The 22,092-nt window shown below is 65.6% G+C and carries 19 protein-coding genes; 5 read left to right on the forward strand and 14 right to left on the reverse strand.

Annotation, left to right across the window (positions count from 1 at the left end; all coding sequences use genetic code 11):
* Positions 1-46 precede the first annotated feature (46 nt).
* From QM590_RS11850 to QM590_RS11885, 8 genes are read right to left on the reverse strand one after another with little or no spacing between them, the layout of a single operon-like run.
* The gene (locus tag QM590_RS11850) at positions 47-1,027 is read right to left on the reverse strand and encodes a glycoside hydrolase family 16 protein (protein WP_269595001.1); all 981 of its coding nucleotides are present in this window, start codon (positions 1,025-1,027) and stop codon (positions 47-49) included.
* On the reverse strand, positions 1,024-1,734 hold the full coding sequence (locus QM590_RS11855; RefSeq protein ID WP_094686911.1) for a DUF998 domain-containing protein: 711 nt from the start codon (positions 1,732-1,734) through the stop codon (positions 1,024-1,026). The genes QM590_RS11850 and QM590_RS11855 overlap by 4 nt, the downstream gene beginning before the upstream one ends.
* Positions 1,731-3,017: a hypothetical protein gene (locus QM590_RS11860; RefSeq protein WP_269595000.1), complete on the reverse strand. Its 1,287-nt coding sequence runs from the start codon at positions 3,015-3,017 to the stop codon at positions 1,731-1,733. The genes QM590_RS11855 and QM590_RS11860 overlap by 4 nt, the downstream gene beginning before the upstream one ends.
* Positions 3,014-4,711 carry a lipopolysaccharide biosynthesis protein gene (locus QM590_RS11865; RefSeq protein ID WP_269594999.1) on the reverse strand — a complete coding sequence of 566 codons (1,698 nt, stop codon included), beginning with the start codon at positions 4,709-4,711 and terminating at the stop codon, positions 3,014-3,016. The genes QM590_RS11860 and QM590_RS11865 overlap by 4 nt, the downstream gene beginning before the upstream one ends.
* Positions 4,708-6,480, reverse strand: coding sequence for an alpha/beta fold hydrolase (locus tag QM590_RS11870; RefSeq protein ID WP_269594998.1), 1,773 nt, complete (start codon positions 6,478-6,480; stop codon positions 4,708-4,710). Before QM590_RS11870 ends, QM590_RS11865 begins: the two co-directional genes overlap by 4 nt.
* Positions 6,481-6,523: 43 nt before the next feature.
* On the reverse strand, positions 6,524-7,471 hold the full coding sequence (locus QM590_RS11875; protein ID WP_149407378.1) for an amino acid--[acyl-carrier-protein] ligase: 948 nt from the start codon (positions 7,469-7,471) through the stop codon (positions 6,524-6,526).
* A complete protein-coding gene (locus tag QM590_RS11880) occupies positions 7,471-8,625 on the reverse strand; it encodes an acyl-CoA dehydrogenase family protein (RefSeq protein WP_269594997.1) in 1,155 nt (384 codons plus the stop codon). Before QM590_RS11880 ends, QM590_RS11875 begins: the two co-directional genes overlap by 1 nt.
* A gap of 4 nt (positions 8,626-8,629) precedes the next feature.
* Positions 8,630-8,887, reverse strand: a complete 258-nt coding sequence (locus QM590_RS11885; protein ID WP_032396368.1) for an acyl carrier protein — start codon at positions 8,885-8,887, stop codon at positions 8,630-8,632.
* 268 nt (positions 8,888-9,155) lie between these two features.
* Here QM590_RS11885 and QM590_RS11890 point away from each other — a divergent pair, with 268 nt between their 5' ends.
* The gene (locus QM590_RS11890) at positions 9,156-10,556 is read left to right on the forward strand and encodes a DUF7159 family protein (protein WP_269594996.1); all 1,401 of its coding nucleotides are present in this window, start codon (positions 9,156-9,158) and stop codon (positions 10,554-10,556) included.
* A gap of 175 nt (positions 10,557-10,731) precedes the next feature.
* Positions 10,732-12,702, forward strand: a complete 1,971-nt coding sequence (locus tag QM590_RS11895; protein WP_269594995.1) for an Hsp70 family protein — start codon at positions 10,732-10,734, stop codon at positions 12,700-12,702.
* 6 nt (positions 12,703-12,708) lie between these two features.
* On the opposite strand, the gene QM590_RS11900 is transcribed toward QM590_RS11895, so the two are convergent.
* Complete coding sequence (locus QM590_RS11900) at positions 12,709-13,233, reverse strand: Lrp/AsnC family transcriptional regulator (protein WP_068055430.1); 525 nt, start codon at positions 13,231-13,233, stop codon at positions 12,709-12,711.
* Positions 13,234-13,349: 116 nt separating this feature from the next.
* Between QM590_RS11900 and ald the strand changes: the two genes are divergently transcribed.
* Positions 13,350-14,432 carry an alanine dehydrogenase gene (gene ald, locus QM590_RS11905; protein WP_269594994.1) on the forward strand — a complete coding sequence of 361 codons (1,083 nt, stop codon included), beginning with the start codon at positions 13,350-13,352 and terminating at the stop codon, positions 14,430-14,432.
* A 70-nt stretch (positions 14,433-14,502) separates the two neighbouring features.
* Here ald and QM590_RS11910 read toward each other — a convergent pair whose 3' ends face one another.
* Positions 14,503-15,864 (reverse strand): YibE/F family protein, encoded by a 1,362-nt coding sequence (locus QM590_RS11910; RefSeq protein ID WP_269594993.1) that lies wholly within the window; start codon positions 15,862-15,864, stop codon positions 14,503-14,505.
* Positions 15,865-16,089: 225 nt separating this feature from the next.
* Complete coding sequence (locus QM590_RS11915) at positions 16,090-17,340, reverse strand: pyridoxal phosphate-dependent aminotransferase (RefSeq protein ID WP_094686906.1); 1,251 nt, start codon at positions 17,338-17,340, stop codon at positions 16,090-16,092.
* Positions 17,341-17,427: 87 nt separating this feature from the next.
* On the opposite strand from QM590_RS11915, the gene QM590_RS11920 reads away from it, so the two are divergent.
* On the forward strand, positions 17,428-18,132 hold the full coding sequence (locus tag QM590_RS11920) for an SOS response-associated peptidase (protein ID WP_269594992.1): 705 nt from the start codon (positions 17,428-17,430) through the stop codon (positions 18,130-18,132).
* Between the two features lie 4 nt (positions 18,133-18,136).
* Here QM590_RS11920 and QM590_RS11925 read toward each other — a convergent pair whose 3' ends face one another.
* Positions 18,137-18,364 (reverse strand): DUF3263 domain-containing protein, encoded by a 228-nt coding sequence (locus tag QM590_RS11925; RefSeq protein ID WP_149407371.1) that lies wholly within the window; start codon positions 18,362-18,364, stop codon positions 18,137-18,139.
* Between the two features lie 100 nt (positions 18,365-18,464).
* On the opposite strand from QM590_RS11925, the gene QM590_RS11930 reads away from it, so the two are divergent.
* A complete protein-coding gene (locus QM590_RS11930) occupies positions 18,465-20,378 on the forward strand; it encodes a dipeptidyl-peptidase 5 (protein ID WP_269594991.1) in 1,914 nt (637 codons plus the stop codon).
* On the opposite strand, the gene QM590_RS11935 is transcribed toward QM590_RS11930, so the two are convergent.
* Positions 20,371-20,640, reverse strand: a complete 270-nt coding sequence (locus QM590_RS11935; protein WP_068055411.1) for a hypothetical protein — start codon at positions 20,638-20,640, stop codon at positions 20,371-20,373. The two genes, QM590_RS11930 and QM590_RS11935, sit on opposite strands and share 8 nt — an antisense overlap.
* Positions 20,641-20,729: 89 nt before the next feature.
* Complete coding sequence (locus QM590_RS11940) at positions 20,730-21,722, reverse strand: type IV toxin-antitoxin system AbiEi family antitoxin domain-containing protein (RefSeq protein WP_269594990.1); 993 nt, start codon at positions 21,720-21,722, stop codon at positions 20,730-20,732.
* Positions 21,723-22,092: the final 370 nt, after the last annotated feature.

Raw genomic sequence — 22,092 nt, forward strand, 5'->3', positions numbered from 1 at the left:
GGGAGGGTCCTTTCGAGTGACACGTACGGGCAGGTGGGGCGGGGTCTCAGTCGGCGCGATACCGCACCCAGTCGACCGCCATGGTCGCCGGGAACGGCGTGGAGTTGTCGGTGGGGCCGGGCCAGTCACCGGCGACGGCGACGTTGAACAGCAGGAAGAACGGCTTGTCGAAGACCCAGTAGTCGTTGCCGCCGGTGAGGTCTGCCGGAGTGATCGTGGCCAAGGTGGTGCCGTCGATGCCGGTGGTCACGCGGCCGGGAGAGCGCTCGACCCAGTAGGTGTGGAAGTTCTCGGACAGCGGCTCCGGCGGAATCCCGCCTGCGTCCACCTTCTGGCTCGTCAACGAATCGGGTTGGGGGGCATGGATTCCGGTGTGGTACTGGTCGGCCTGGTTCAACGTCTCCATGATGTCGATCTCGCCGGACAGCGGCCAGCCGACCGAGTCCAGGTCGGTACCGAGCATCCAGAACGCCGGATGCAATCCGGCTCCGGCCGGCATCTTGATCCGAGCTTCGATGCGGCCGTAGGTGAACTCGAACTTGTCCTTGGTGGTCACTCGGGCCGAGGTGTACCCGTCACCGTTGCGCATCGCATTGATGACCATGTGGCCGTCTCCGTCGAGAGACGAGTTCTCGGTCGAATCGGTGTAGTCCTGCTTCTCGTTGTTGCCCCAACCGGTCTGCCCGACATCGTGACTCCAACGGTCGTCCGACATGGCATCGCCCGCCGTGCCCGAGAAGTCGTCGTAGACGGTGAATCCGGGCTTGGCGGCTTCGGTATTGGACGCCGACGTCGTGGAGGTGGCGTCGACGGTGCCCTGCGCAGTGGAGTCGGGGTCGGCTCCGTCCGAGCGCTGCGTTATTCCGTACACGGTTCCGGTGACGACCAGACCCAGCACGACGAGGAACGCCATAACGGAAGGCCAGCGTCGACGTGGAGGCTCGACGATGAGCCCGGTTCCTGGTAGCCGCGAAACCTCGACGGTCCCCGTTCCGGACTCGTGGCTCGATGCGGCATGACGACTCACGCGGTCTCGTCGACGTTCTTCGGAACTCGCGTCGCGTTGAACTGCGAGACCGACAGCACGACTATGCCCACGAGAAGCGCATAGGTGGCGATGCGTTCCATGCTTCCGATACCGAGACCGAACTCGTGACCGCTCATGTAGGCGAAGTAACCGGCCAGACCGACCGCACCGAGCGCGGTCACGACGATGCGAATACCGCGCGGCAGACTCCGGTGCCCGCCTGCGACGACGAGGCCGAAGTTTCCGAAGATGAAGAACGCGGTGGCTCCGAACGAGTGGATGGGGTAGTTCACGCCCTGGTTGACCAAGCCGGCGGTCATGGCACCCGCGCCGGCCACGAGGAAGAACGACGCGGCCCTGCCGTCGATCCGGCGAACGATGTACCAGGATGCCCCCACCGCGGCGATCGCCACACCGAACAGCACCATCGAGGCGTTGAGCAGCACGTAGAGCTGGCTGCACGGCCAGTTGCCGGTAGGCCCGCAGAAGGGAACGCCGAGCTCGCTGATGTAGTTGTTCCGGTAGCTGTAGAGACCCCGCCAGGTGGCCGAGACGATGTACTCGACGAGAACGAACTGCACCACCGACAAGCCCGCCCACCGAGCGACGTGGGCAACGAAGACCGATCGCTTCGTTGCAGGCGCAACGGTGCTCGACGTCGGACTGTTCGCTTCGGGTTCGGTGGGGCGCTTCGCTTCGATGGTCATGCAGTCTTCTCCTGAGGGGCCAGCAATGCGAGGGGGTTCGCTGCTACGAGATCGAGTGCGGCTTGCACTGTGTGGCGGTCGAAAACATTGTCGTGAAACGACGCCGAGACGAACACGACCGAACCGATGGTCTCCATCGTGATCATCACCGACTCCGGTAGTCCCGGATCGGCGATCACGAAGAAGGCACGGTCGGCGGGCTCGGCAACCCAGGAGACCTGCTCCAACTGCCTGACTCTACCGAGATCGGAGTACATGAGCTGAACTCTGGGTCGAACCGGAACTCGGTCTGCTGACACCCCGGAGACGGCCTTGTGTTCACGCTTGTACTTGATGGTGCTGATCGTCGCGGATGCGATGGGACGGCCCTTGGCGATGGCACCGGACAATGCCCCGTGCACCTCCCCGGCCGAGGTGGGATCGATGTCGGAGAAACGGATCCCGGCCGCGAAGTTGCCGAGCACCACCGTCGACGGCGGAAGGTAGCGGCGGCAGTCGAACAGAAACGCTGCGGAACGATCGAGCGACAACGACGTGCGCGCGAACGCCGAAGCCACGGCGGCACACATCACGGCGCTGACGCTCGCGCCGGGCAGGTGGGATTCCCGCCACCGCCGGATCGCATCGGTGGTACCCGACTGCGTCACCACGGTGGCCACCGCCGCGGACGGTGCCCACGGCCGACATGCCGTCGGCGATGCGGTGTCCGGCGCGGCGGTGTCGGTGGTGGCTGCGTATTCCGGGTTCGGACCGGGACGGACGCGGTCGAGGATCGTGTCGAAGACTTTCCTGGGATTTCGAACGATCCAGCGCAACAGTGCTTTTCGGAGAGGGTGACCGTCGATGGCTCTGCTCGCCCACGCCGGAAGCGGGGCGTCGGGACGTGCGTCGGCCAAGTAGGCGAACAGGTCGACCGGCAACAGAGCGTCGCCGATACCGTGATTGAGATCGAGGAACAGGTAGCGACCGGCCAGACGGATCCGCAGAGTGATCTCGGGAACGGACGCGTGCGAGAACTCGGTGAGCTCCTTGGCCAACTGCTCGTGATCGACGGCGGGTCCCTCGACGATGTGCTCGACCACCCGCTCCGGCTCGTAGACCCAGCCGGCCGAAGACTGGTCGGCGCGCAGGCCCAGCCGCGTCGCAGGACCGATCGAGGCCAGTGCGAGTACCCGGCTCCGCACTCGTGCGAGATCACCGAAGTCCGCGGGTCCCAGCACGGTCACGATGCGCGAATCGGACCGAAGCATGTCCAGTGAACTGGCGCGATAGGTCTGAGTCATGGTGCCGTCCTGTGTTGAGCGTGGACAGGGATGCGACGCGGTGACGGTTCGTCGAGCTGCGGCCGGCCGTCCTGTGGCTCGCGGCGAGGCGGTTCCGCGTGGCGGGGTTCGGCGTGGCGTGGCTCGCCGTGGCGGGGCTCGCGATGACGCGATCGAGGTGGGCGGGCGTCGCTGTCGTCGATCGGCCCGCGGGGTCCGGGAGAGCCCGACGGGCCCTGGTCGTCACCGGACTCGCCGTTGCTGCCTGCGGACAGCTCACGAATCCATCGGACGAGCGGCACGATCAGAACGACTGCCCCGAACGCCTCCGCGGCGAGGTACGCCCAGCCGACGGCCGCGATGCCCATCGACGACGACAGTGCCACCGAGCCGCCGATGATGATCGAGGTGGCCACCACCTGCACGATCACGGCCAGTCGCATGCGCCGACGGACCCGAGCCAAACCGTCGTACAGGGAACCGACGACGGAGAGCGGGATGGTCAGCGCGGCCAACTGCACGATGATGGTGCCCTGATCGCGATAGCCCTGGCCGATCAGGCCGAGTCCGAACGGTGCAACGAACGCCAGGAAGATCGACCCACCCACCGCGACGATGCACACGAGGCTCATGAATCGCTTCGTCAGGCGGTGGAACTGTTCGGGGTGGGCGGCGACCTCGGCGACGTACGGTCCGATCAACACGCTGATGAGAATGTACAGAGCACTGACGATCGACCAGGTGAGCGAGAAGTAGGCGTTCTGCTCGGCACCGAGGGTGGCGACGACGATCATCGGCACGAGCAGCGGAGCGAGCGAGCCGAGCGCGGTGATGCCGTACGCCGAACCGAAGTAGGCCCACATCTCACGCCGGGGCGGCAGATCCGGCTTGCCGGCGTACCGCTGTTCGGTGCGGACGTTCTTCAGGATCGCGCGCAAGACGAAGATCGACGCCACGATCGCGGGGACAGCCCAGGCGGAGATGATCGAGGTACTGCGCTCGGTCGAGAAGAGCGCCAACAACAACACGAACTTGAAGACGGCGTGAAAGACGTTCTTGGCGGCCGCCCATCGGGCAACGCCCAGGCCGGAGGAGGTCTGATCCTGCAGCGCGAACACCGCCAGCACTGCGACGAAGAACGGGAACGAGACGATTTCAGCGGTGTTGGTGAACATCTCGTCCACCGGCGCAACCAGCAGGAAGCCGCCGCCGAGCACGACCGCGAACGCGGTCACGGTGAGGTAGCCGCGCACGATGAACGACTTGGCCAACCGGCCCGAGATCGGAAGGAATCGCTCGTACATCGAACCGAGGCTCAGATTGGACAACGTGGAGAGCATCACCGCGGAGGTGATGACCGCCGACGCGCTGCCCACCTCGGCGACGGGATAGAGCCGACCGGCCGCAGCCCAGAACAGCAGGCCGAGTGCGCCTGTTATGGCCGTCGAGAGCATCAGAGCCATCGAGTTGAGCGCGAGATTGCGGTCGGAGGCCTTCGAACCCGGTCCCGTCTCGGGTGTCGAATGTTCGACGGGGTCGGCGATCGGAGAAGCATCGACCGAATGCACGGCATCGTGCCGAGGCACGGTCTGCACCGGCATCGTCGGGCTGTTCATCAGACCCAGGTCGAACCGAGCCGGTTCGACCGGATACCACCGAAGTTGTTCGAGCTGTTCGTGCTTGGGCGGCAGGATTCTGGGAGCGCGGTGCTTCACAATCGAACCCGCCCCACTGCGACGGGAGGCGACGGAGCAGTGATCTCGAGGTCGAATGCAGCAGCAGTGGCCGCGAGAAGTTCGGCTCGCACGTTCTCGCGCAGGTCGCGGCCGTAGAGCGAGTGATCACCGGACTCGAACGAGGTGACGGTGGGCACCGACGATCGGCGTCGGAGCCGGCGCATTCCCTCCGGGCCACGATTGGTTTCGAACCAGGCGGTGTCGCTGGGGGAGAGCAGAACTCGTGTCTGCACCCGGCGGTCGCTGAGAATCCGCAGCGATATCTCGGGAACCTGGATCAATCCGCGCCGGCCGAGCCAGATCCACAGGGCATACGGAATTCGCGGCTGCAGTGCATTCTTGGTCCGTACACCCCAGTGGTGCAGACGGTCGAGTGCGCGAGCCTTCAGTCCCGTCTCCTCGATGTGCATCGAGGAACGCTTGACGAATTCGAGTCGACGAGTGGTCCAGTCCAGGGTGTTGAGCAGTACTGCGGCACGAACCCCCAGTTCTCGGGCGGCGAAGCTGGAATACCAGGAGCCCGAGCACATTCCGGCCACCAGGACATTGTCCGGGGTCGACCCCGACTGCCGGACGGCGGTGAGTGCATCCTCGTTGCCCTCGTCGCTGTAGAGCCGGGTCAACTCCGTATCGGACACAATTCCGCTCTCGCCGGTGCCGCGACGATCGAAACGCACCGTGGCCACTCCGAAGCGAGGCAGTAGCCGCGCCAGTTCCACCCACATACGGACCGGACCGACACGGTGCTCGTTGGCGGTGGGATACAACACCACGGTCGGTCCACCGGGCAGGCACAGATCCGAGGACGACCGAATCGCGAAAAGCTGATGTGCGCCCAGGTATTCGATGCTCTCCTGAATTCCCTCGACCACTGATCGCGATCGACGCTCCACCGCGACGTCGGCCGCGGGCGTCGCGGGGAACTTCGACGCCGTCCACGTCGCGAGGTAGGAGATGTCGGACGTCGGGATGACGACCTCGAAATCACTCGGCTCGAGAAAGTCGTCGTGCGCGGTCAGAATGTGTTCCTGAGCCGAGAGAGTCTCGACGACCCTGCGTACGGGCTTGGTATCGGCTCGCTCGGCGCGCGTGGCAACCAGCACCGGTGCGTCCGTTCTCGTCTTCGCGGCATCGAGCGCGGAGAAGTCGGCAGCCGAATCAGGATGCAGCACAGCGCCGATGATTGACACCCTGGGATCTGCTTCGGAGTCGGTGGTCACGCTCACCGAATACAGCGCGCGCTGCTCGTGCAGATACGACCGTCCTCTGACCACCGGATCCCACAGCGTCATCGCGGTGAGCGGGCCACACTCGGCGGCGACCGAACACGCCAACAAGGCACCGACGCGCAGACCGACGAGGCCGACGTCGTTCACCCCGCAACCACGAAGGTAGGCGACGGCTTCGACGATGCTGCGCTGCCAGTGCGCCACCGCGTCGGGCTGATCCTGCTCGCCCCACGAATCCCCGGTGCCGCGATAGTCGAACCGCAGCACCAGAAGTCCCTGCGCACACAGCTTCTGCGCGAGCAGGGTCATGCCGCGATACGAATCGACCTGTTCCTTGCCCAATGGTGGGCACAGCACCACACCGCCGCGCGCCCGACCGCCGGACGGCACATGGACGGTGCCGAACAGCGGTGAGTCGGCCGGGCCGAACCACATCGGGTACTTGCCGCCCGCCGTACGCGAAGAGGACTCGGCGAGAACTGAGCCGATGCGCCGGGGAGCGGTGCGGGAACTGTTCACAGGTTTGGTCCTTCGTGTACGTACACGGGTGAAGCGGTATCGATCAGTTGCGCAGTGCGGCAGGCCAGGCCGATCGATCGAGTCCATGGGTGCGGAGCATCGCCAAGGCGATGCGTTCCATGCCGAAGCCGACGCAGGCGCTGTGGGCCGGTTCACCATCGACCGTCTCGATGCCGAAGGTGTGCCCGAAGTGATCGCGGTGGCAGTTGCACGAGACGACCGCGGTGCCCTCGTCGAGATCTCCGTAGAGCTTGACGACCAGTTCGGTCTTGAGGTTCTCGTTGCGCTGGTTCGCCGCGAGCATGCGTCCGGCGCGCCCGAAGAACGGGTCGTTGGCGATGACCGCCTCGGCTTCCAACCCCAGATCTGCCAGCACCTGAAGACCGCGCGGTACCCAGCGTTCGCGGTGTGCGATCGCGTCGTCGGGGGTGCCGACTCGAACGAACTCGTGCATCCGAAATGCCTGCATCCGAGCCGGATCCACCGCGGGTTCGTGCCGGAAGCAGTAGCCGTAGATGTCCATCAGCGTGCCCTCGTCGGGCAGCGTGCCGGTGAGCATCGAGTACGACGGATGGCAGGCAGCCGAGACCAGCATGGTGCCCGCCGAGTGCAGAAAGTGATCCCAGTCCTTACCGTCTGATCGTTCCGCCAACAGCGCCGCGTGTTCCTTGTTGTCGCCCTCGAACGTGTTGATGGCACCGGTGAGGTTGGGGAACGACGCGATGTAGTCGGTGCGCTCGAAGGCTTCCCGCGGGAAGACCGGAGCGAACCGGAATCGAGTGGCCTGACGGCCGTGTTCGGCGACGCCTGCCTCGGTGACGCGGGCATCGACGAACTCGATGATGTCCTCGAATTCGCCACTGCGCCCGTACAATCCGGGGATCGAGCTGGGAACCAGCAAGCCGGCGTCGACGAGCTGGGCGCGGAAAGCGGCTCGGGCCGAGTCGAGTTCGCTGATGTCTGTCTCCGGTGCGGAGTGTGTGGTGGTCATCATTTTCCCTTGTAGACGAGGGAGAGCTGCGAGTTGTGCCCCAGGATGCGTTCGTTGCTGACCATGATCGCGGACCCGTGCGCATCGCGGAGATGACGGCCGATGCTCATCTCGCCGTCCTGGCGGTAGCCGGAGATGCCACAGATCTGCAGTGCCTTGCCGACGATGTCGATGACGAGCGTCGACGCGGTGACCTTGACGTTGTTGATCTTGAGTGCGAAACCGATGGCTCCGAGCTCGGCAGGGCTGTCGGAGACGGCCTCGAACTTGGCTGCGGCACCGAACACCGTGTCCACCAACTGCTCGTGCACCACCATCAGCTCCGCGAGACGCAGCGCGCTCGGCGGCGGCGTTCCCGGAGTCTTGCGTGCGGCCTTCTGCACCGACTTGCGCGCCTTGGTGACCGCCGCGTCGGCGATGCCGAGCCACGCAGATCCCCACAGCACGTGCGCTACCGGAAGCATGGTCTGAGCGGAGATGTCGCCGTAGTTGTCGCCCAGGATGTTCGACGTCGTCGTGCGCGCGTCCAGCATGAAGCCGGGGCTGCAGGTGCCGCGAAAGCCGAGGGTGTCCCAGGTGCCGGTCTTGACGAGCGTCACGTCGGGCTTCTCGCACACCACGAGCACCTGATCGCTCGGCGGGCTGTCGACGCTGCGCCGCGCCGTCGCCAACACGATCTGCGCGTACTCGCCGTAGGAGATGACCGGTGCGTTCTTGCTGAGCGTGATCTGCTCACCGTCGTACTCCACCGCGCAACTGCTCGAGCGGACGTCGCCGCCGATGTTGATCTCGGTGGTGGCCGACGCCACCAGTATGCGATCGGTCACGATCCGACGCTGCAGGTCTGCCATGGCGTCGGACTTGCCGTGGCGGACGATGCTGAGCACCTGTGACTGGTGCATGACGAAGATCATCGCCGTCGATGCGCACTCGGCACCGAGGGCGCGCGAGATCCGGGCTATGTCGTTCAGTGTTGCCCCGCCTCCGCCGAACTCCCGCGGAATTCCGACCCCGAGCAAGCCGGCGTCGCGCAGCGCATCCACCGATTCGGTGGGGAAACGGGCATCGCGATCGACTTCGTCGGCGTAGGTCCGCAGCACGGCCAGCACGTCGGTGATCGACTGGTCGATCGAGCTCTCGTAGACGGTGGTCATGGCCTCAGTCCGTCAGCTGAGCGATGGCCGCGGCGATCGCGTTGATGCTGCCGAAGGTCGACTTCTGCAACATGGTGTCGGGGAATTCGACGTCGAACTCGTCCTCGAGCGCGATCATCACGTTGACACTGGCGTGCGAGGTGAGGCCGCTGTCGTAGAGATCGGCAGCTTCGTCGATGCCCTCAACGGGAACCGGCAGCTTTCCGAATTTCTCCAGAACGGTTCGCACTCGAACCACGTCGTGAGCATTGAGCGTCTGCATCGAAACCTCCACCGATCGCGTTAACCACGAGACCGGACGGCCTCGTCGTCGACTCAGGGTCGGCTGGCAGTGCGCCTTTTCGACCCAAAGTCTCCCCAGACCCTCTTAAACAATATCGCAGATTGTTTAGTAGCGTTACCGGGATGCCCGCATCGGGTATCCGAGCCGCCGTACACTTCGAGTGGAGCGGGGGCTCGTACGGGCGCCGGATCGGGCGTCGAAACACAATCTGTGAAGGACTGTCTGGTCTATGGGTGGAGTCTGCGGGGTGTCAGTGGGTACCGGTGCCGTGCGCATCGCGTACATCGCCGACGGCCGCCGCGTCGAGGACTCCATCGACGCAGAGGGTGCACACGACCTGCTGCCCGGCAAGCTCGTCGACCTCGGGCCGTTCGAGGACATCGTCCTCGCAGGATGGGACACCGCAGCCGTGACGGCGCTGCTGGAGACCCTCGGCGACGGCACCGTGCCGAAAGCTCGCATGGTCGAGGAGTCCCGCGCCCTGCTCGCCTATGCCCGCACCGTTCCGGAACTGGCCGACAAGGACTACGTCCTGGTCGTCGACCTGGGAAAGAAGGGGCTTTCGGCCACCGCACTCGATGTCGCGGGAGAGTACGTCGAGTGGACCGCACGCACCGTCGACATCAGCGGTGACCGCTTCGACGAGGTGGTCCGCGGCATCGTGATGGCCAAGGGCATTCTGCCGGCTCCGGTCGGCCCCGAGGGCGATCAGGAGTACCAGGCCTTCTTCCGCGAGCTCAAGGAGTTGGTGAGCTCGTCGGTCGGCGTCCGGGCACCCAACCGCGGCCCGATGTTGCTCAGCCGAAAGGAATTCGAGCGAGAGATCACACCGCTCGTCTCCGACGCCTTGGACTGGGCCTCCAAGCAGGCACCCGATGCCGTACTGCTGATCGGCGGCGGTGCAGCCATCCCCGCGGTGCGCACCATCATCGAGGACAAGTGGAACGTTCCCGTCCACGTGCCGGACGACCCTGCAATGGCCATCGCCGAGGGCGCGGCACTCGACGAAAGGCCCGCCGAAACCCCTTTCGACGGCTCTCTTCATGCCGATGTGGGAATCATCACCGTCCCGGACGATGCATCGGAACTGCTCGATGCGCCCGAGATGCTCGCCGAGCCGGAGATGCTGGACTTCGACACCGTCGAGGAGTGGATGGTCGACGGCCTCACCGTCGACCAACTCGCGACCGAGGATCTGACGATCCCGTCGACCACCTTCGACACGGCCCCGGCAGACATCGACCTCGACGAACCTGCACTCCTGCAGCCCGAGGTGCTCGAACCCGCGGCACCCGAGCCGGGGGTCGTCGCCGAGCCGGTTCGCCGCGGCCGACGCACCTGGTCGATTCGGGATGCGTCCGTGCTCGCCGCCGTGAGTCTGCTGATCGTCGCGGTAATGGGACTGGTGTTCACCCGGGGAAACACACCGCCGCCCACTCCGCTGATCGACCAGCAGATTCCCACCGATTCCACGTTCGCCGCTGCGCTTTCTGCCGTCGCGGGTCCGGCCGACGGGGTCGATCCGGGACCCGCCGAGCTGCCGGTGCTCGGGCCCGCTCGATTGTCCGACGCGGACCTGTACGAGCGCGAGTTCACCTACGCCGGCGAGCTGTACCTACCGACTGTCGATCCGGAGCTGCCGGAATAGACCTCGGGTCCGGTTCGAGCCAACCGGGTGGGGAGCGCGACCGGTTTCACTGCGCCCGGCTCCGCCCACCGCCGGGGCGCGCGCCCCGCCGATTCGGCCGAAGCGGTAGCCTGGCGCTCTGGACGAGGTGGACCGCGTCCGAAGACAACTGCCGATCGAAATGAGGCCGACAACTGTGACTGTGCTGCTTGGGGTGTCCATGGGGACCCGAGCCGTGCGCACGGCGCAGCCCCGAGCCGAACAGTTCGGGTCACCCGTCGGCGACCCATCCGGCCTGGTCACCGACATCGACCGGCCCTTGTTCTTCCGCAACGAACTCATCGACAGCGTCGGCGGAGACCTTCCGCATCTGGCCGCCGAATCGATCGGTGCCGCAGCCGAGAGCGAGCCCGAACTGGCCACCGGCGTCGCCTACCGCGACCCCCGCCAGGCCGACGCGCTGCATGCTGCCCTCAGCGGTGCGCGCCTGCACAACTACCACCTGGTCCCCGAGGTGGAGGCCGTCGTCGAGTACCTGGCGGCAACGGGCGAAGCCCGCAACTGCAATTCCGTCGCCCTCTTCGACCTCGGAAGTTCCGGACTGACCGTCAGCGTCGTGGACCTGGTCCAGCGCACCGTCATCGCCTCGCAGCGATCCGGTGCGTACAGCGGAGATCTGCTCGACGCCTACGTGCGCAACAATCAGCTCCAACGCCTCGGCAAGCAGCCGACCGACCCCGACATGGCGTTGTTCGAGAAGCGCTGCCGAATTGCCAAGGAACGCTTGTCCACTCAGGACGCGGTATGTCTGCCCGACGCCAGCGGCATGATCCTGCTCTCCCGAGAGAACTTCGAGCTGCTCATCACCGACCTGCTCGACGAGGCCATCGAGTTCGCGCGCGACGTGATGATCGGTGCCAACGTTCCGATCGACGCCGTCGTACTGATCGGCGGTGGAGCTCGCATGCCGATCGTGCAGAAACGCGTCGGACCACTGCTCGAACTCCCGTCGATCGTGCCGACCGAGCCCGAGACCGTCGCTGCACGTGGAGCGGCACTGGCCGCTCGGCCGCATTCACGCACGCGAACCGGAACGAGACGGGCACCGAATCGGCCGGCGACGTCCGCTGCGCCGATGACCACCGAACCCACGTCGCGGGTCCGCTCGGAACCGGCTTCCGTGCCGGTGCCGCCGCCGCTACCCGCGCCGGTCCGTCCGGTTCCGGCGAATACCGAGTCCCAGCACGCCGCGCCCGGTGTGCCTGTCCCCGCTCCCTCGCCGGCGCGTCCTGTTCCGGCCCGTCCCTGGATAGCGGCGGGAGCGGTCGGCGCGCACTCGCAGGACACGGTGTCCGAGGTGCCGGTGTCCGAAGTGCCGGTGTCCGAAGGCCCGGCGTCAGAAGGCCCGGCGTCAGAAGTCCCGGCCGATTCCGCCGGTACCTCGGGAGAATTCGCTTCCTCGAGGTTCACCGACTCCGCCGAATCCGGTGCAGTCGATTCGGTTCCGGAGACCTCACCGGTGGTGGAAGATGTTCTCGACGGCCACGTGCAGGGGGCGCGGGTCGACGGGGAGGTCGTTGCGTTGAGCGCGAACACGGGGGATTCGTCTGCCGAGAACTCTGCTGCCAGGCCCGAGGCAGCAGACGACGGCAAGCCGGTTCCGTTCCAGCTGAAGAACGTCTACTGGCTCGACGCCGATTACGACGACGACGACGGCGAGGACGACCGCACCCGGGCTCGGCGCAAGCTCCGCACCGGAGGTGTTCTCGCGCTCGGTCTCGCGTTGGTGGTGGGCGGCTCCGCGTTCATGATCACCCAGCAGAACACACCGCAGGTGGTCGACACCTCGGTCAGTCGGAACCAGACCGAAGCTCCCGTTGCCACCACCACGGTGCCGCCCACGTCGGTGACACCAGCGCCGGTGTTGCCGCCGCCCGCACCTGCACCGGAAACCACGGTCGAACCGACCACCGTGCCACCGGAGACCGAGGTCTACCAGGAGCCGTGGACGCCGGAGCCGACGACGACCACGACCACGGCCGAGCCTGCTCCGCTGCCACCCGTCGAGACCGTTCCTCCGACGACGCAGCAGCCACCACCGCTGATACCAGGCTTCCCGGAGTTCACGCTGCCCGGTTTCCCGCCGATCGCTCCGCCCGCTCCCTGACCCGATTCACTTCTCTCCGTGAGTGTTTCGCGGCCTGATGTGCTCGAAGATCAGGATGGTCTCGGTAGCGGCCACAGCAGGGTCGGCGCTGAGATTCTCGACGACGAAGTCGCGAAGAGTGGCGGTGTCGACGGTTGCCACATGCACCAGGAAGTCGTCCGCACCGGCAATGAAGTAGATGTTCAGCGTCTCCTTCCGTGAGGCGATCTTCGAACCGAATTCGCTGATGCGTCGTCGAGCATCTGCTTGCAGCCGAACCGAGATCATGGCCTGAATGCCCTGGCCGAGTGCCTCGGGGTCTATCTCGGCGTGGAAGCCGCGGATGACGCCGCGTTCGACCAGAGCACGAACCCGCGCCAGTGCGGTCGACGGTGCGATCCCGGCCGCGGCAGCGAGCGCGTTGTTTGGTGTACGGGCGTCGCGGCGGAGCTCGTCGAGCAGGATGTGGTCGATTCGGTCCAGTGGCACCGACCGAACATCGTTCGACCGAGACCCCGCTTCACCCGTCTCGAACGAACTATTGCTCACCATTCTGGGATTGTACAGAATTATATTCACTTCCGTTGCGGGTATTTCGTAGATAATTCATAGTTGGCCTACACGGATGGAGCCCCGGCTTCACATCACCCGCCACCGAGGAGGCCGCCATGAAGATCGGAATTCCACGCGAGATCAAGAACCACGAATACCGGGTGGCCATCACCCCGGCAGGCGTGCACGAACTGGTCTCGCGAGGACACGAAGTGATCATCGAAACCGAGGCAGGAGCCGGTTCGTCGTTCACCGATACCGACTACAAGGCCGCCGGAGCGCAGATTCTCACCGATGTCGCCGAGGTCTGGGAGTCTGCGCACCTGCTGTTGAAGGTCAAAGAACCCATCGCCGAGGAGTATTCACGCCTGAGGAAGGGGCAGGTGCTGTTCACCTACCTGCACCTCGCGGCGTCCAAGCCGTGCACCGATGCGCTGCTCGAGTCGGGTACCACCGCCATCGCCTACGAAACAGTCACTGCTGCAGACGGTTCCCTGCCGTTGCTCGCCCCGATGAGTGAGGTTGCCGGACGCCTCGCGCCGCAGGCCGGTGCCTACCACCTGATGTCCAGTGAAGGCGGGCGCGGAGTTCTGATGGGCGGAGTTCCCGGAGTCCGCCCCGCCAACGTCGTGGTGATCGGAGCCGGCGTGTCCGGAAGGAACGCCACCGCAATCGCTTTCGGCATGCACGCCGACGTCACCGTGCTCGATCTCGATGTGAAGGCGCTGCGCGCCATCGACGATCAGTACCGCGGTGCGGTGAAAACTCTGGTATCCAACGCTTACGAGCTCGAACAGGCCGTTCTCGCAGCGGATCTCGTCATCGGCGCAGTGTTGGTGCCCGGAGCGAAGGCACCGAAGCTCGTGTCCAACAGTCTGGTTCAGCGTATGAAGCCGGGTTCGGTTCTGGTCGACATCGCCATCGATCAGGGCGGCTGCTTCGAGGATTCGCACGCCACCACCCACGCCGATCCCACGTACAAGGTGCACGAGTCGGTGTTCTACTGCGTCGCCAACATGCCCGGTGCCGTACCGCGCACGTCCACCTACGCGCTCACCAACGCCACCCTGCCGTACGTCGTCGCACTCGCCGACAAGGGCTGGGAAGCTGCCTGCGAGGCGGACCCGGGTCTCAAAGCCGGCCTGAGCACGCACAACGGTGCACTGCTGTCGGAGACCGTCGCCGCTGCGTTCGCCTGAGCGGCTGCGCCGCACGTGCACGGAAGTTCGGCTCCTGCTACGAAGTTCTGCTCACATGCGGCGGAGCCGCTCACGCGCTGTGACGGCCGGAGCGCCTGCTCTTGCGGGTGGGTGCCGTCGCCCGGCGCTGCGCTCGGTTGGAGGGCCCGCCCACGTTGATGGGGCGGGCCAACAGCACGGCGATCGCCGTGGTCAGCGGAACCGACAGGGCAAGCGCCACACCGCCGACTGCGGAGCGGACGATCTCGATGGCCACCGAATCGCCGGTGAGCACGTCCTGGATGGACCGGTCGGCGACGCTGAAGAGCAGCAGCAGCGGCAGTGCGCCACCGGCGTAGGCGAGCACGAGGGTGTAGACGGTACTGGCGATGTGATCGCGACCCACCCGCATCGTGGCGGTGAAGATCTCGCGCCGCGACGCCGTCTCGTCCACCGAGGCGAGCTCGAAAGCCGCGGACGCCTGCGTGATCGTCACGTCGTTGAGCACACCGAGCGAGCCGATGATGAAGCCGGCCAACAGTAGACCGGTGACGCTGACGTTGCCGATGTACGTCTGTACGGCGGTGTTCTGTTCCTCGGACAATCCGGTCAGGTGGGTCATGCGGATGGCGACGTACGACAGCACTGCCGCCACCGCCATCGAGGTGAGGGTGCCCAGCAGCGCCGAGCTGGTCCGAAGGTTCACCCCGTGCGCCAGATAGAGCACGGCATACAGAATCACCGCACCGGCGACGAGGGCCACCGGAATGGCGGGTGCACCGTCGAGCAGGGCGGGCAGCATGAACACGACCAGCACGGCGAACGCGATGAGCAGGCCGACCAGTGCGCGGAATCCCCGCCAGCGGGCGACGACGCAGATGACCACGGCGAACACGCCTACGATCAGCGCCAACGGTAGCCCGCGGGAATAGTCGTTGAAGGAGTAGCGGACTCCACCGGCAGGGTCGGTCTGCACGACCAACCGGATGTCCTCGCCGGCACTCAGAGTCGGTTGCCCGGGCCCCGGAGCGATCTCGAGTACCGTGCGCTTGCCCGCGTCCTCGCCCGTGGTGATGTCGACGATGCTGCGCTGGCATTCGTAGGAGTCGTTCACCGCGGGGGTCGGGTCACCGGTGAACGGTCTTCCGGCGTCGGGACTTCCGCAGGGCCCGATGCTCTGCGAGGTGATGGTGCCCGCCTCGGTGGACACTGCGCCACCGCCGGAGGTCTGGAACGGCAACGGGATGTCGACGCTCTGCTGGCTCGGCCACAGAGCGATCGCACCACCGATCACGGCGATGGCAATGGCGACCAACAGTCCGACGACCACCTTGGCCGCCACCGGTCCCAACGGAACCGGAGTATCGCTGTGGCCGTGCCCGTGCCCGTGGCCAGCGTAGGAGTCGAGGCTCGGCTTGGTGCCGTCGGGAGGATTGCCGTGTGGTTCCACCATGCAAGGCTAGTACGGGGCCAGGTTGGTGACAGATGCGAGGAGCTCGGTGGCGGGGAGCAGGGGGGCGTCCCCCGCCACCACCTGACCGACCCGGGGGGGAGGGGACGACCAGGGCTCGCGGGCACCGAAGTGCCGTCCGCCAATGTACAGATCATTCGTCGCCGAGGCGGGATCACGCCGATGTTTTGTGCATCACTTTCAACTACTTTCGAGTAACTTCCGGCGTCACTGCTTGTACGACGCGAGGAAGTTACCGAACCTCTCGATCGCCACCGCCAGGTCTCGCGCCCACGGCAGAGTCACGATGCGGATGTGATCGTGGCCGGGCCAGTTGAATCCGGTGCCTTGAACCACGAGGATTTTCTCCTGCAGCAACAGGTCCTGGACCAGCTTTTCGTCGTCGTAGATTTCGTGTACTTCGGGGTCGAGTCGCGGAAACGCGTACAGCGCACCCCGCGGTTTGACGCACGAGACGCCGTGAATCGCGTTGAGTTTCTCCCATGCGACGTCGCGCTGCTCGAGCAGACGGCCGCCGGGCAGGATCAGATCCTCGATGCTCTGATAGCCACCGAGTGCGACCTGAATGGCATGTTGCGCAGGCACATTGGGGCACAGTCGCGTCGACGCGAGAAGGTCGATACCTTCGATGAATCCTGCGGCGTGCTTCTTCGGTCCGGTGATCGCGAGCCAGCCGGCGCGGTAACCGGCCACTCGATACGCCTTGGACAGTCCGTTGTACGTCAGGCAGAGCAGGTCGGGAGCCAGACTCGCCAGCGAGGTGTGCTGGGCGTCGTCGTAGAGGATCCGGTCGTAGATCTCGTCCGCCAGCAACAGCAGCTGATGCTTGCGCGCCAGATCGACGATGCCCTGCAGCACCTCCTTCGAGTACACCGCGCCCGTCGGGTTGTTGGGGTTGATCACCAGCAGGGCGACGGTCTTCGGGGTGATCTTGGACTCGATGTCGGCCAGATCGGGGTTCCACCCGTTCTCCTCGTCGCACATGTAGTGCACGGCCTTGCCGCCGGACAGTGTCGTCATCGCCGTCCACAGCGGATAGTCCGGGGCCGGGATCAGTACCTCGTCACCGTCGTCGAGCAAGGCCTGCATCGTCATCGTGATGAGCTCGGAGACTCCGTTGCCGAGATAGATGTCGTCGACGTCGAGCTCGGGGAAACCCGGTTCGAGCTCGTATCGGGTGACGATGGCGCGCCGAGCGGACAGAATGCCCTTCGATTCCGAGTATCCCTGTGCCACCGGCAGCGCCGCGATCATGTCCCGCACGATCACATCGGGGGCCTCGAACCCGAACGGGGCAGGGTTACCGATGTTGAGCTTGAGGATGCGGTGCCCCTCCGCCTCGAGCCGGGCGGCATGGGCGTGTACCGGTCCGCGGATCTCGTACAGCACGTTCTGCAGCTTGGTCGACTGCTGCAACGTGCGGTAACGCGGCTGGGAGTGGATCTGCGGAGTGGTCACCCGTCACATCGTGCCAGGTGGGTGCCACGTAATTCCACGAGGTTGTTTCGTCCGACATGTCGGTGGCGGGTGGAACAATCTCGTTCCATGTGCGGACGGTATGCCAGTACCCGGAGTGACAGTGACCTGCAGGCGGTTTTCGACATCGCCGAGACCGTCGGTGCGGAGGTGCCGCCGTCGTACAACGTGGCCCCCACCCAGACGGTCCGGACGGTGATCGAGCGCGCGCCGAAGGACGAACCCGAGGCCGACGCCGTGCGACAACTGCGGTCGGTGCGCTGGGGCCTGATCCCCTCGTGGGCGAAAGACGCCAAAATCGGTTCTCGACTGATCAACGCCAGGTCGGAGACCATCACCGAGAAGCCGTCGTTCAAGAAGGCGGCGAGCCGTCGACGATGCATCGTGCCCGCCGACGGCTACTACGAATGGGAGAAGCGCGACGGCGGCAAAGTGCCGTACTTCCTGCATACGGAAGGCGTGCTCGCGATGGCCGGCCTGTACGAGCTGTGGCGAGACCCCACCAAGGCCGAGGACGACGAGGATCGGTGGGTCTGGTCGGTCACCGTGCTCACCTCGCCTGCAGCCGATGCGCTCGGGCACATTCACGATCGCTCGCCGGTGGTGCTTCCGCCGGAGCTGCGCTCGAGCTGGCTCGACCCCACTGTGACCGATCTCGGCGACGTGCAGGATCTGTTGGCGGCCATCCCCGAGCCGCGGCTCGAGCCCTACGAGGTGAGCACCGCCGTCAACAGCGTGAAGAACAACAGTCCCGAACTGTTGGTGCCGGTGTAGCTGCTCAGCCGAGGCGCAATCGGCAGATGTCGGCGATCGCGGACCGCTCGTCCGGGGACAGGTCCTCGGCGACCGGCGAATCCAGGATGCGACGCAATCGCTGGAAGTAGGTACGCGCGTCGATGCCGAATGCCACGTAGATGTCCTCGTCGCTGCCACCGCCGTATCCCCGCCAGGTTCGGCCGAAGGTCAGAATTTCGTGGTCCACCGAATGGGTAGTGGTCCGGCGCATGGTGTCCCCCTAGTGCTACTCGACTCCCATCATCCGGGTCATGATTGAAGGGCCGGTGAACAACGCGTTACGTGCACGTCAGTTCACTAGGGTGGACGGCGTGACTGCTCTCGCCTTCGGATCCTGGCCCTCGCCCATCACCGCAGCAGATCTGTCGTCGGCGGGCCACCCCGTCGAGGGCGGGCGCTTCGTCGGCAGTGAGATCTGGTGGTCGGAACTGCGGCCCGCCGAACAAGGCCGAACGGCCATCTGCCGGTATGTCGACGGAGAAGTGAAGCCGGTTCTGCCCGCACCGTTCAACGCCCGCACCCGCGTCCACGAATACGGCGGGGGAGCCTGGACTGCGACGGCAGACGGCGACCTGGTGTTCGCCGAGTTCTCCGATCAACGCGTCTACCGACTCACCCCCGGCGGCGCACCCGTGCCGCTGACTCCGAAACCGGCTGTGGCGTCGAGCATTCGGTACGCGGACCTCTCGGTGGTCGGCACCGACGTGATCGCAGTTCGCGAGATGCACGACGCAGGCGCGGTGTCCCGAGACATCGTGGCCATCGATCTCGGCGGCGGCGGGGTGCGCTCGCTGGTGGCGGGTTCGGACTTCCTTGCGTTCCCGAGACTGTCACCCGACGGCACCCGCATCGCCTGGATCGCGTGGAACCACCCGCAGATGCCATGGGACGGAACCGAACTGCGCGTTGCCTCGCTGGCCGATCCGTCGTCCTGGACGGTTCTACTCGGCTCGACAGAGGAATCTGTGCTGCAGCCCGAATGGATCGACGACGAGTCGCTGTACGCCATCGGTGACCGAAGCGGTTGGTGGAACCTGTATTCGGTCACGCTCGACGGGTCGGTCACGCCGCTGCTGACGCTGGACGCGGACTTCGGTGCTCCGCTGTGGCGGTTGGGATCGAGTTGGTACGAGGTACTGGACGACGGGACACTGCTCACCGTGCGGACCGTCGGCACCGACACCCTTGCGGTGCTCGACCCTGCGTCCGGAGTGCTGGACGACATCGCGCTCGACGGTATGACCTCGGTGGGGCTCGGTGGGCGCTCCGGCTCGACCGTGCTGATCAAGGGTGGCGGAGCACACGTGGCAAGCGCGCTGTTCGCACTCGACCTCGAATCTCGTGAACTGACTTCTGTGCGTTCGGGTTTCGAGTCCGTACCCGACAGTGCATACCTGCCCGAGGGGCGTCAGGTGACGTTCCAGGGGCCGAACCGTGAGGTGCACGCCATCGCTTATGCGCCGCGCAACCCCGACTACGAAGGGCTGGACGGTGAACTGCCGCCGTACGTAGCCTTCGTCCACGGCGGCCCCACGGCGCACGTGGCACCCGCTCTGAATCCGTTGTTCGCCTACTTCACCAGCCGCGGCATCGGCGTCGTCGATGTGAACTACGGCGGTTCCAGTGGGTACGGCCGCGAATACCGCAACCGGCTGCGCGGGCAGTGGGGAGTGGTCGACGTCGAAGACACCATCGCCGCGGTGCAGGGGCTGGCCGACAGTGGACTCGCCGACCCGAATCGCTTGGCGATCGAAGGTGGCTCCGCGGGCGGGTGGACGGTCTTGGCTGCGCTGACGTCGTCCGATGTGTTCGCTTGCGGCGCATCGTACTTCGGAGTGGCGGAGCTCGAGCTGTTCGTCGCCGAGACCCACGACTTCGAGTCGCGCTACATCGACGGGCTCATCGGACCGTTGCCGGAGGCCATCGATCTGTACCGAACCCGGGCACCGGTGAACAACGTCGACGGACTCTCTTGCCCAGTGCTGTTGTTGCAGGGGCTCGACGATCCGATCGTGCCGCCGTCGCAGGCCGAACGATTCCGAGATGCCATGGTGAGCAAGGGGATACCGCACGCCTACCTGGCTTATGCGGGCGAGTCACACGGGTTCCGCAAACTGGAAACGCAGGTGAACGCACGCGAATCCGAACTGTCCTTCTACGGCCAGGTCATGGGGTTCACGCCGCCCGGAATCCCCGAGCTGCAGCTGTGGCGTCCCTCTAGCTGAGTGGTGGGTGCGCGCGCTTCGCTTCCAGAAACTCGAGGAGTGCACTGGGGATCGCGCAGTACTTGCTGTTGCCCTCGGACAACTTGCTGCCCACCTCGAACGCTGCCTTCGACGGACCGTCGTTCTCGAGGATGAGTGCACATAGGCGCTCGTCGGTGCGGCCGGATTCGCAACACTGCTCGACGTGCGCTCGGTCGTCCGGCGACAGAGCCGTCCACCACTCGTCGTAGCGGCGAAAGAGCTTGTCCGCGTCGTCGGTCATGCCTGCTCCCTACTTGTCGGTACGCCTTCGCGTCCGACCATACTCACGATGTCCGATTCGGCTACTTCCGAGGGGGGTTCGCGGGAACCTCACACCGCTTGTGCAGGGTGCGCGCCTGCATTTCGATGCGAGGACGGGCGCGCGGTCGGTAGAAAGGTCGCTCGGTGGCGTCGGCCGGCTCTGTCGGCAGCATCGCGGATCATCCGGTCGACGAGCTCGGGACGATCGAGATCCGACCAGGCAATTCGCACCACCTGACGGCCGGTTGCGCGAATGCGATCCTCGCGGCGCTTCTCTTCCCACAACACATCGGCCGCAGATTTACCCTCGGGCACGTAGCGCCCGTACTTCACCTTGCCGTCGAATTCGAGAACAGTCTCGATGTCGGGCAGATCGAAATCCACGCGCCCGACGAAGCCCCGGGAATCCGTGATCGGTACCTGCAGCTGTGGGGTGTAGCCGAGATGATGCAGCACCACACGGGCGCGTGATTCCCCGACACTCTCGGACCGGCCGTCCATGAACTCCGCAACCCGACGCGCCAGCCGATTGCCCGGATGGTTCGGGCACGAATCTAGTGCCGCGACAAAATCTTCGGCAGCGAGTCCGCGTGCTCTCGCCGCGAAGTCCGCGATACAGACAGCCGTCTCGAACGGAAGTGAGCGAGCGCAATCGGCAACTGTGCGCGCCAGAGCGGTGACCCGAACGCCGTCGAAATCCACGACTTCCTCGTCGGTGTACGGCGAGGTGTGCACTGCGCGAACGGCACTGCTCCGACCTCCGCCCCGGGCGCGATTGCGCGTGATGTGCACCCGGCTCAGGTCGGCATTCCACACATCGAGACCGTGGAAGACAGCCGCACTCACATGGCTGACAACGGCATCGGGGGCGATGGTCGCGTCGAACACGGCCTCGGCGATCACTCGATGCTTGTCTTCCCTGGGCAGGGCGTCGAATTCGTCTCTGCTGACGAACCGTCCGGGACGGAGTCGACGCCATGCTCGCGTTCGGCAGTAGCGCTGCAACTCTGCGTCGGAAATTCCGCGGGAGAGTGCGTCGGATCGCGAGACGATGCGGGTCATGAAGAAATGCTTTCGGGCGCAATCGCATTCGACAAGCCCCCAGTGGCCGATTGTGGATAACTCGCTGCCTGTGGATAACTCGTGGGAGTGGACCTCACACCCCTACTGACGAGTGCGCGCCCCTGCTCGGCAGTGAGCAAGGGCGCGCAGTCGGTAAAAGGGGTGTGAGGTTACTTCCGGCGACCCGGAACCTTGGCACCCGGAGCGAATCCGAGTCCACCGGCCTTCGGCTTGGGTGGCGTGCGATCGTCGGCTTCACCCGCAGTGTCCGACGCCTCGGCTGGTGCCTCGGTGGTCGACGCCTCAGCTGGTGCTTCGTGGGAGTGGACCTCACACCCCTACTGACGAGTGCGCGCCCCTGCTCGGCAGT

Origin of the sequence: Rhodococcus sp. IEGM 1372 (genome assembly GCF_030056835.1) — a bacterium.
GTDB lineage: Bacteria > Actinomycetota > Actinomycetes > Mycobacteriales > Mycobacteriaceae > Rhodococcoides.

Excerpts from the sequence above, each read along its gene's own strand:
- QM590_RS11855 (WP_094686911.1), bottom strand. The coding sequence starts at position 1,734 with ATGACCATCGAAGCGAAGCGCCCCACCGAACCCGAAGCGAACAGTCCG.
- QM590_RS11860 (WP_269595000.1), bottom strand. The coding sequence starts at position 3,017 with ATGACTCAGACCTATCGCGCCAGTTCACTGGACATGCTTCGGTCCGAT.
- QM590_RS11875 (WP_149407378.1), bottom strand. The coding sequence starts at position 7,471 with ATGACCACCACACACTCCGCACCGGAGACAGACATCAGCGAACTCGAC.
- QM590_RS11880 (WP_269594997.1), bottom strand. The coding sequence starts at position 8,625 with ATGACCACCGTCTACGAGAGCTCGATCGACCAGTCGATCACCGACGTG.
- QM590_RS11885 (WP_032396368.1), bottom strand. The coding sequence starts at position 8,887 with ATGCAGACGCTCAATGCTCACGACGTGGTTCGAGTGCGAACCGTTCTG.
- QM590_RS11900 (WP_068055430.1), bottom strand. The coding sequence starts at position 13,233 with ATGGTGAGCAATAGTTCGTTCGAGACGGGTGAAGCGGGGTCTCGGTCG.
- ald (WP_269594994.1), top strand. The coding sequence starts at position 13,350 with ATGAAGATCGGAATTCCACGCGAGATCAAGAACCACGAATACCGGGTG.
- QM590_RS11910 (WP_269594993.1), bottom strand. The coding sequence starts at position 15,864 with ATGGTGGAACCACACGGCAATCCTCCCGACGGCACCAAGCCGAGCCTC.
- QM590_RS11920 (WP_269594992.1), top strand. The coding sequence starts at position 17,428 with ATGTGCGGACGGTATGCCAGTACCCGGAGTGACAGTGACCTGCAGGCG.
- QM590_RS11925 (WP_149407371.1), bottom strand. The coding sequence starts at position 18,364 with ATGCGCCGGACCACTACCCATTCGGTGGACCACGAAATTCTGACCTTC.
- QM590_RS11935 (WP_068055411.1), bottom strand. The coding sequence starts at position 20,640 with ATGACCGACGACGCGGACAAGCTCTTTCGCCGCTACGACGAGTGGTGG.
- QM590_RS11940 (WP_269594990.1), bottom strand. The coding sequence starts at position 21,722 with ATGACCCGCATCGTCTCGCGATCCGACGCACTCTCCCGCGGAATTTCC.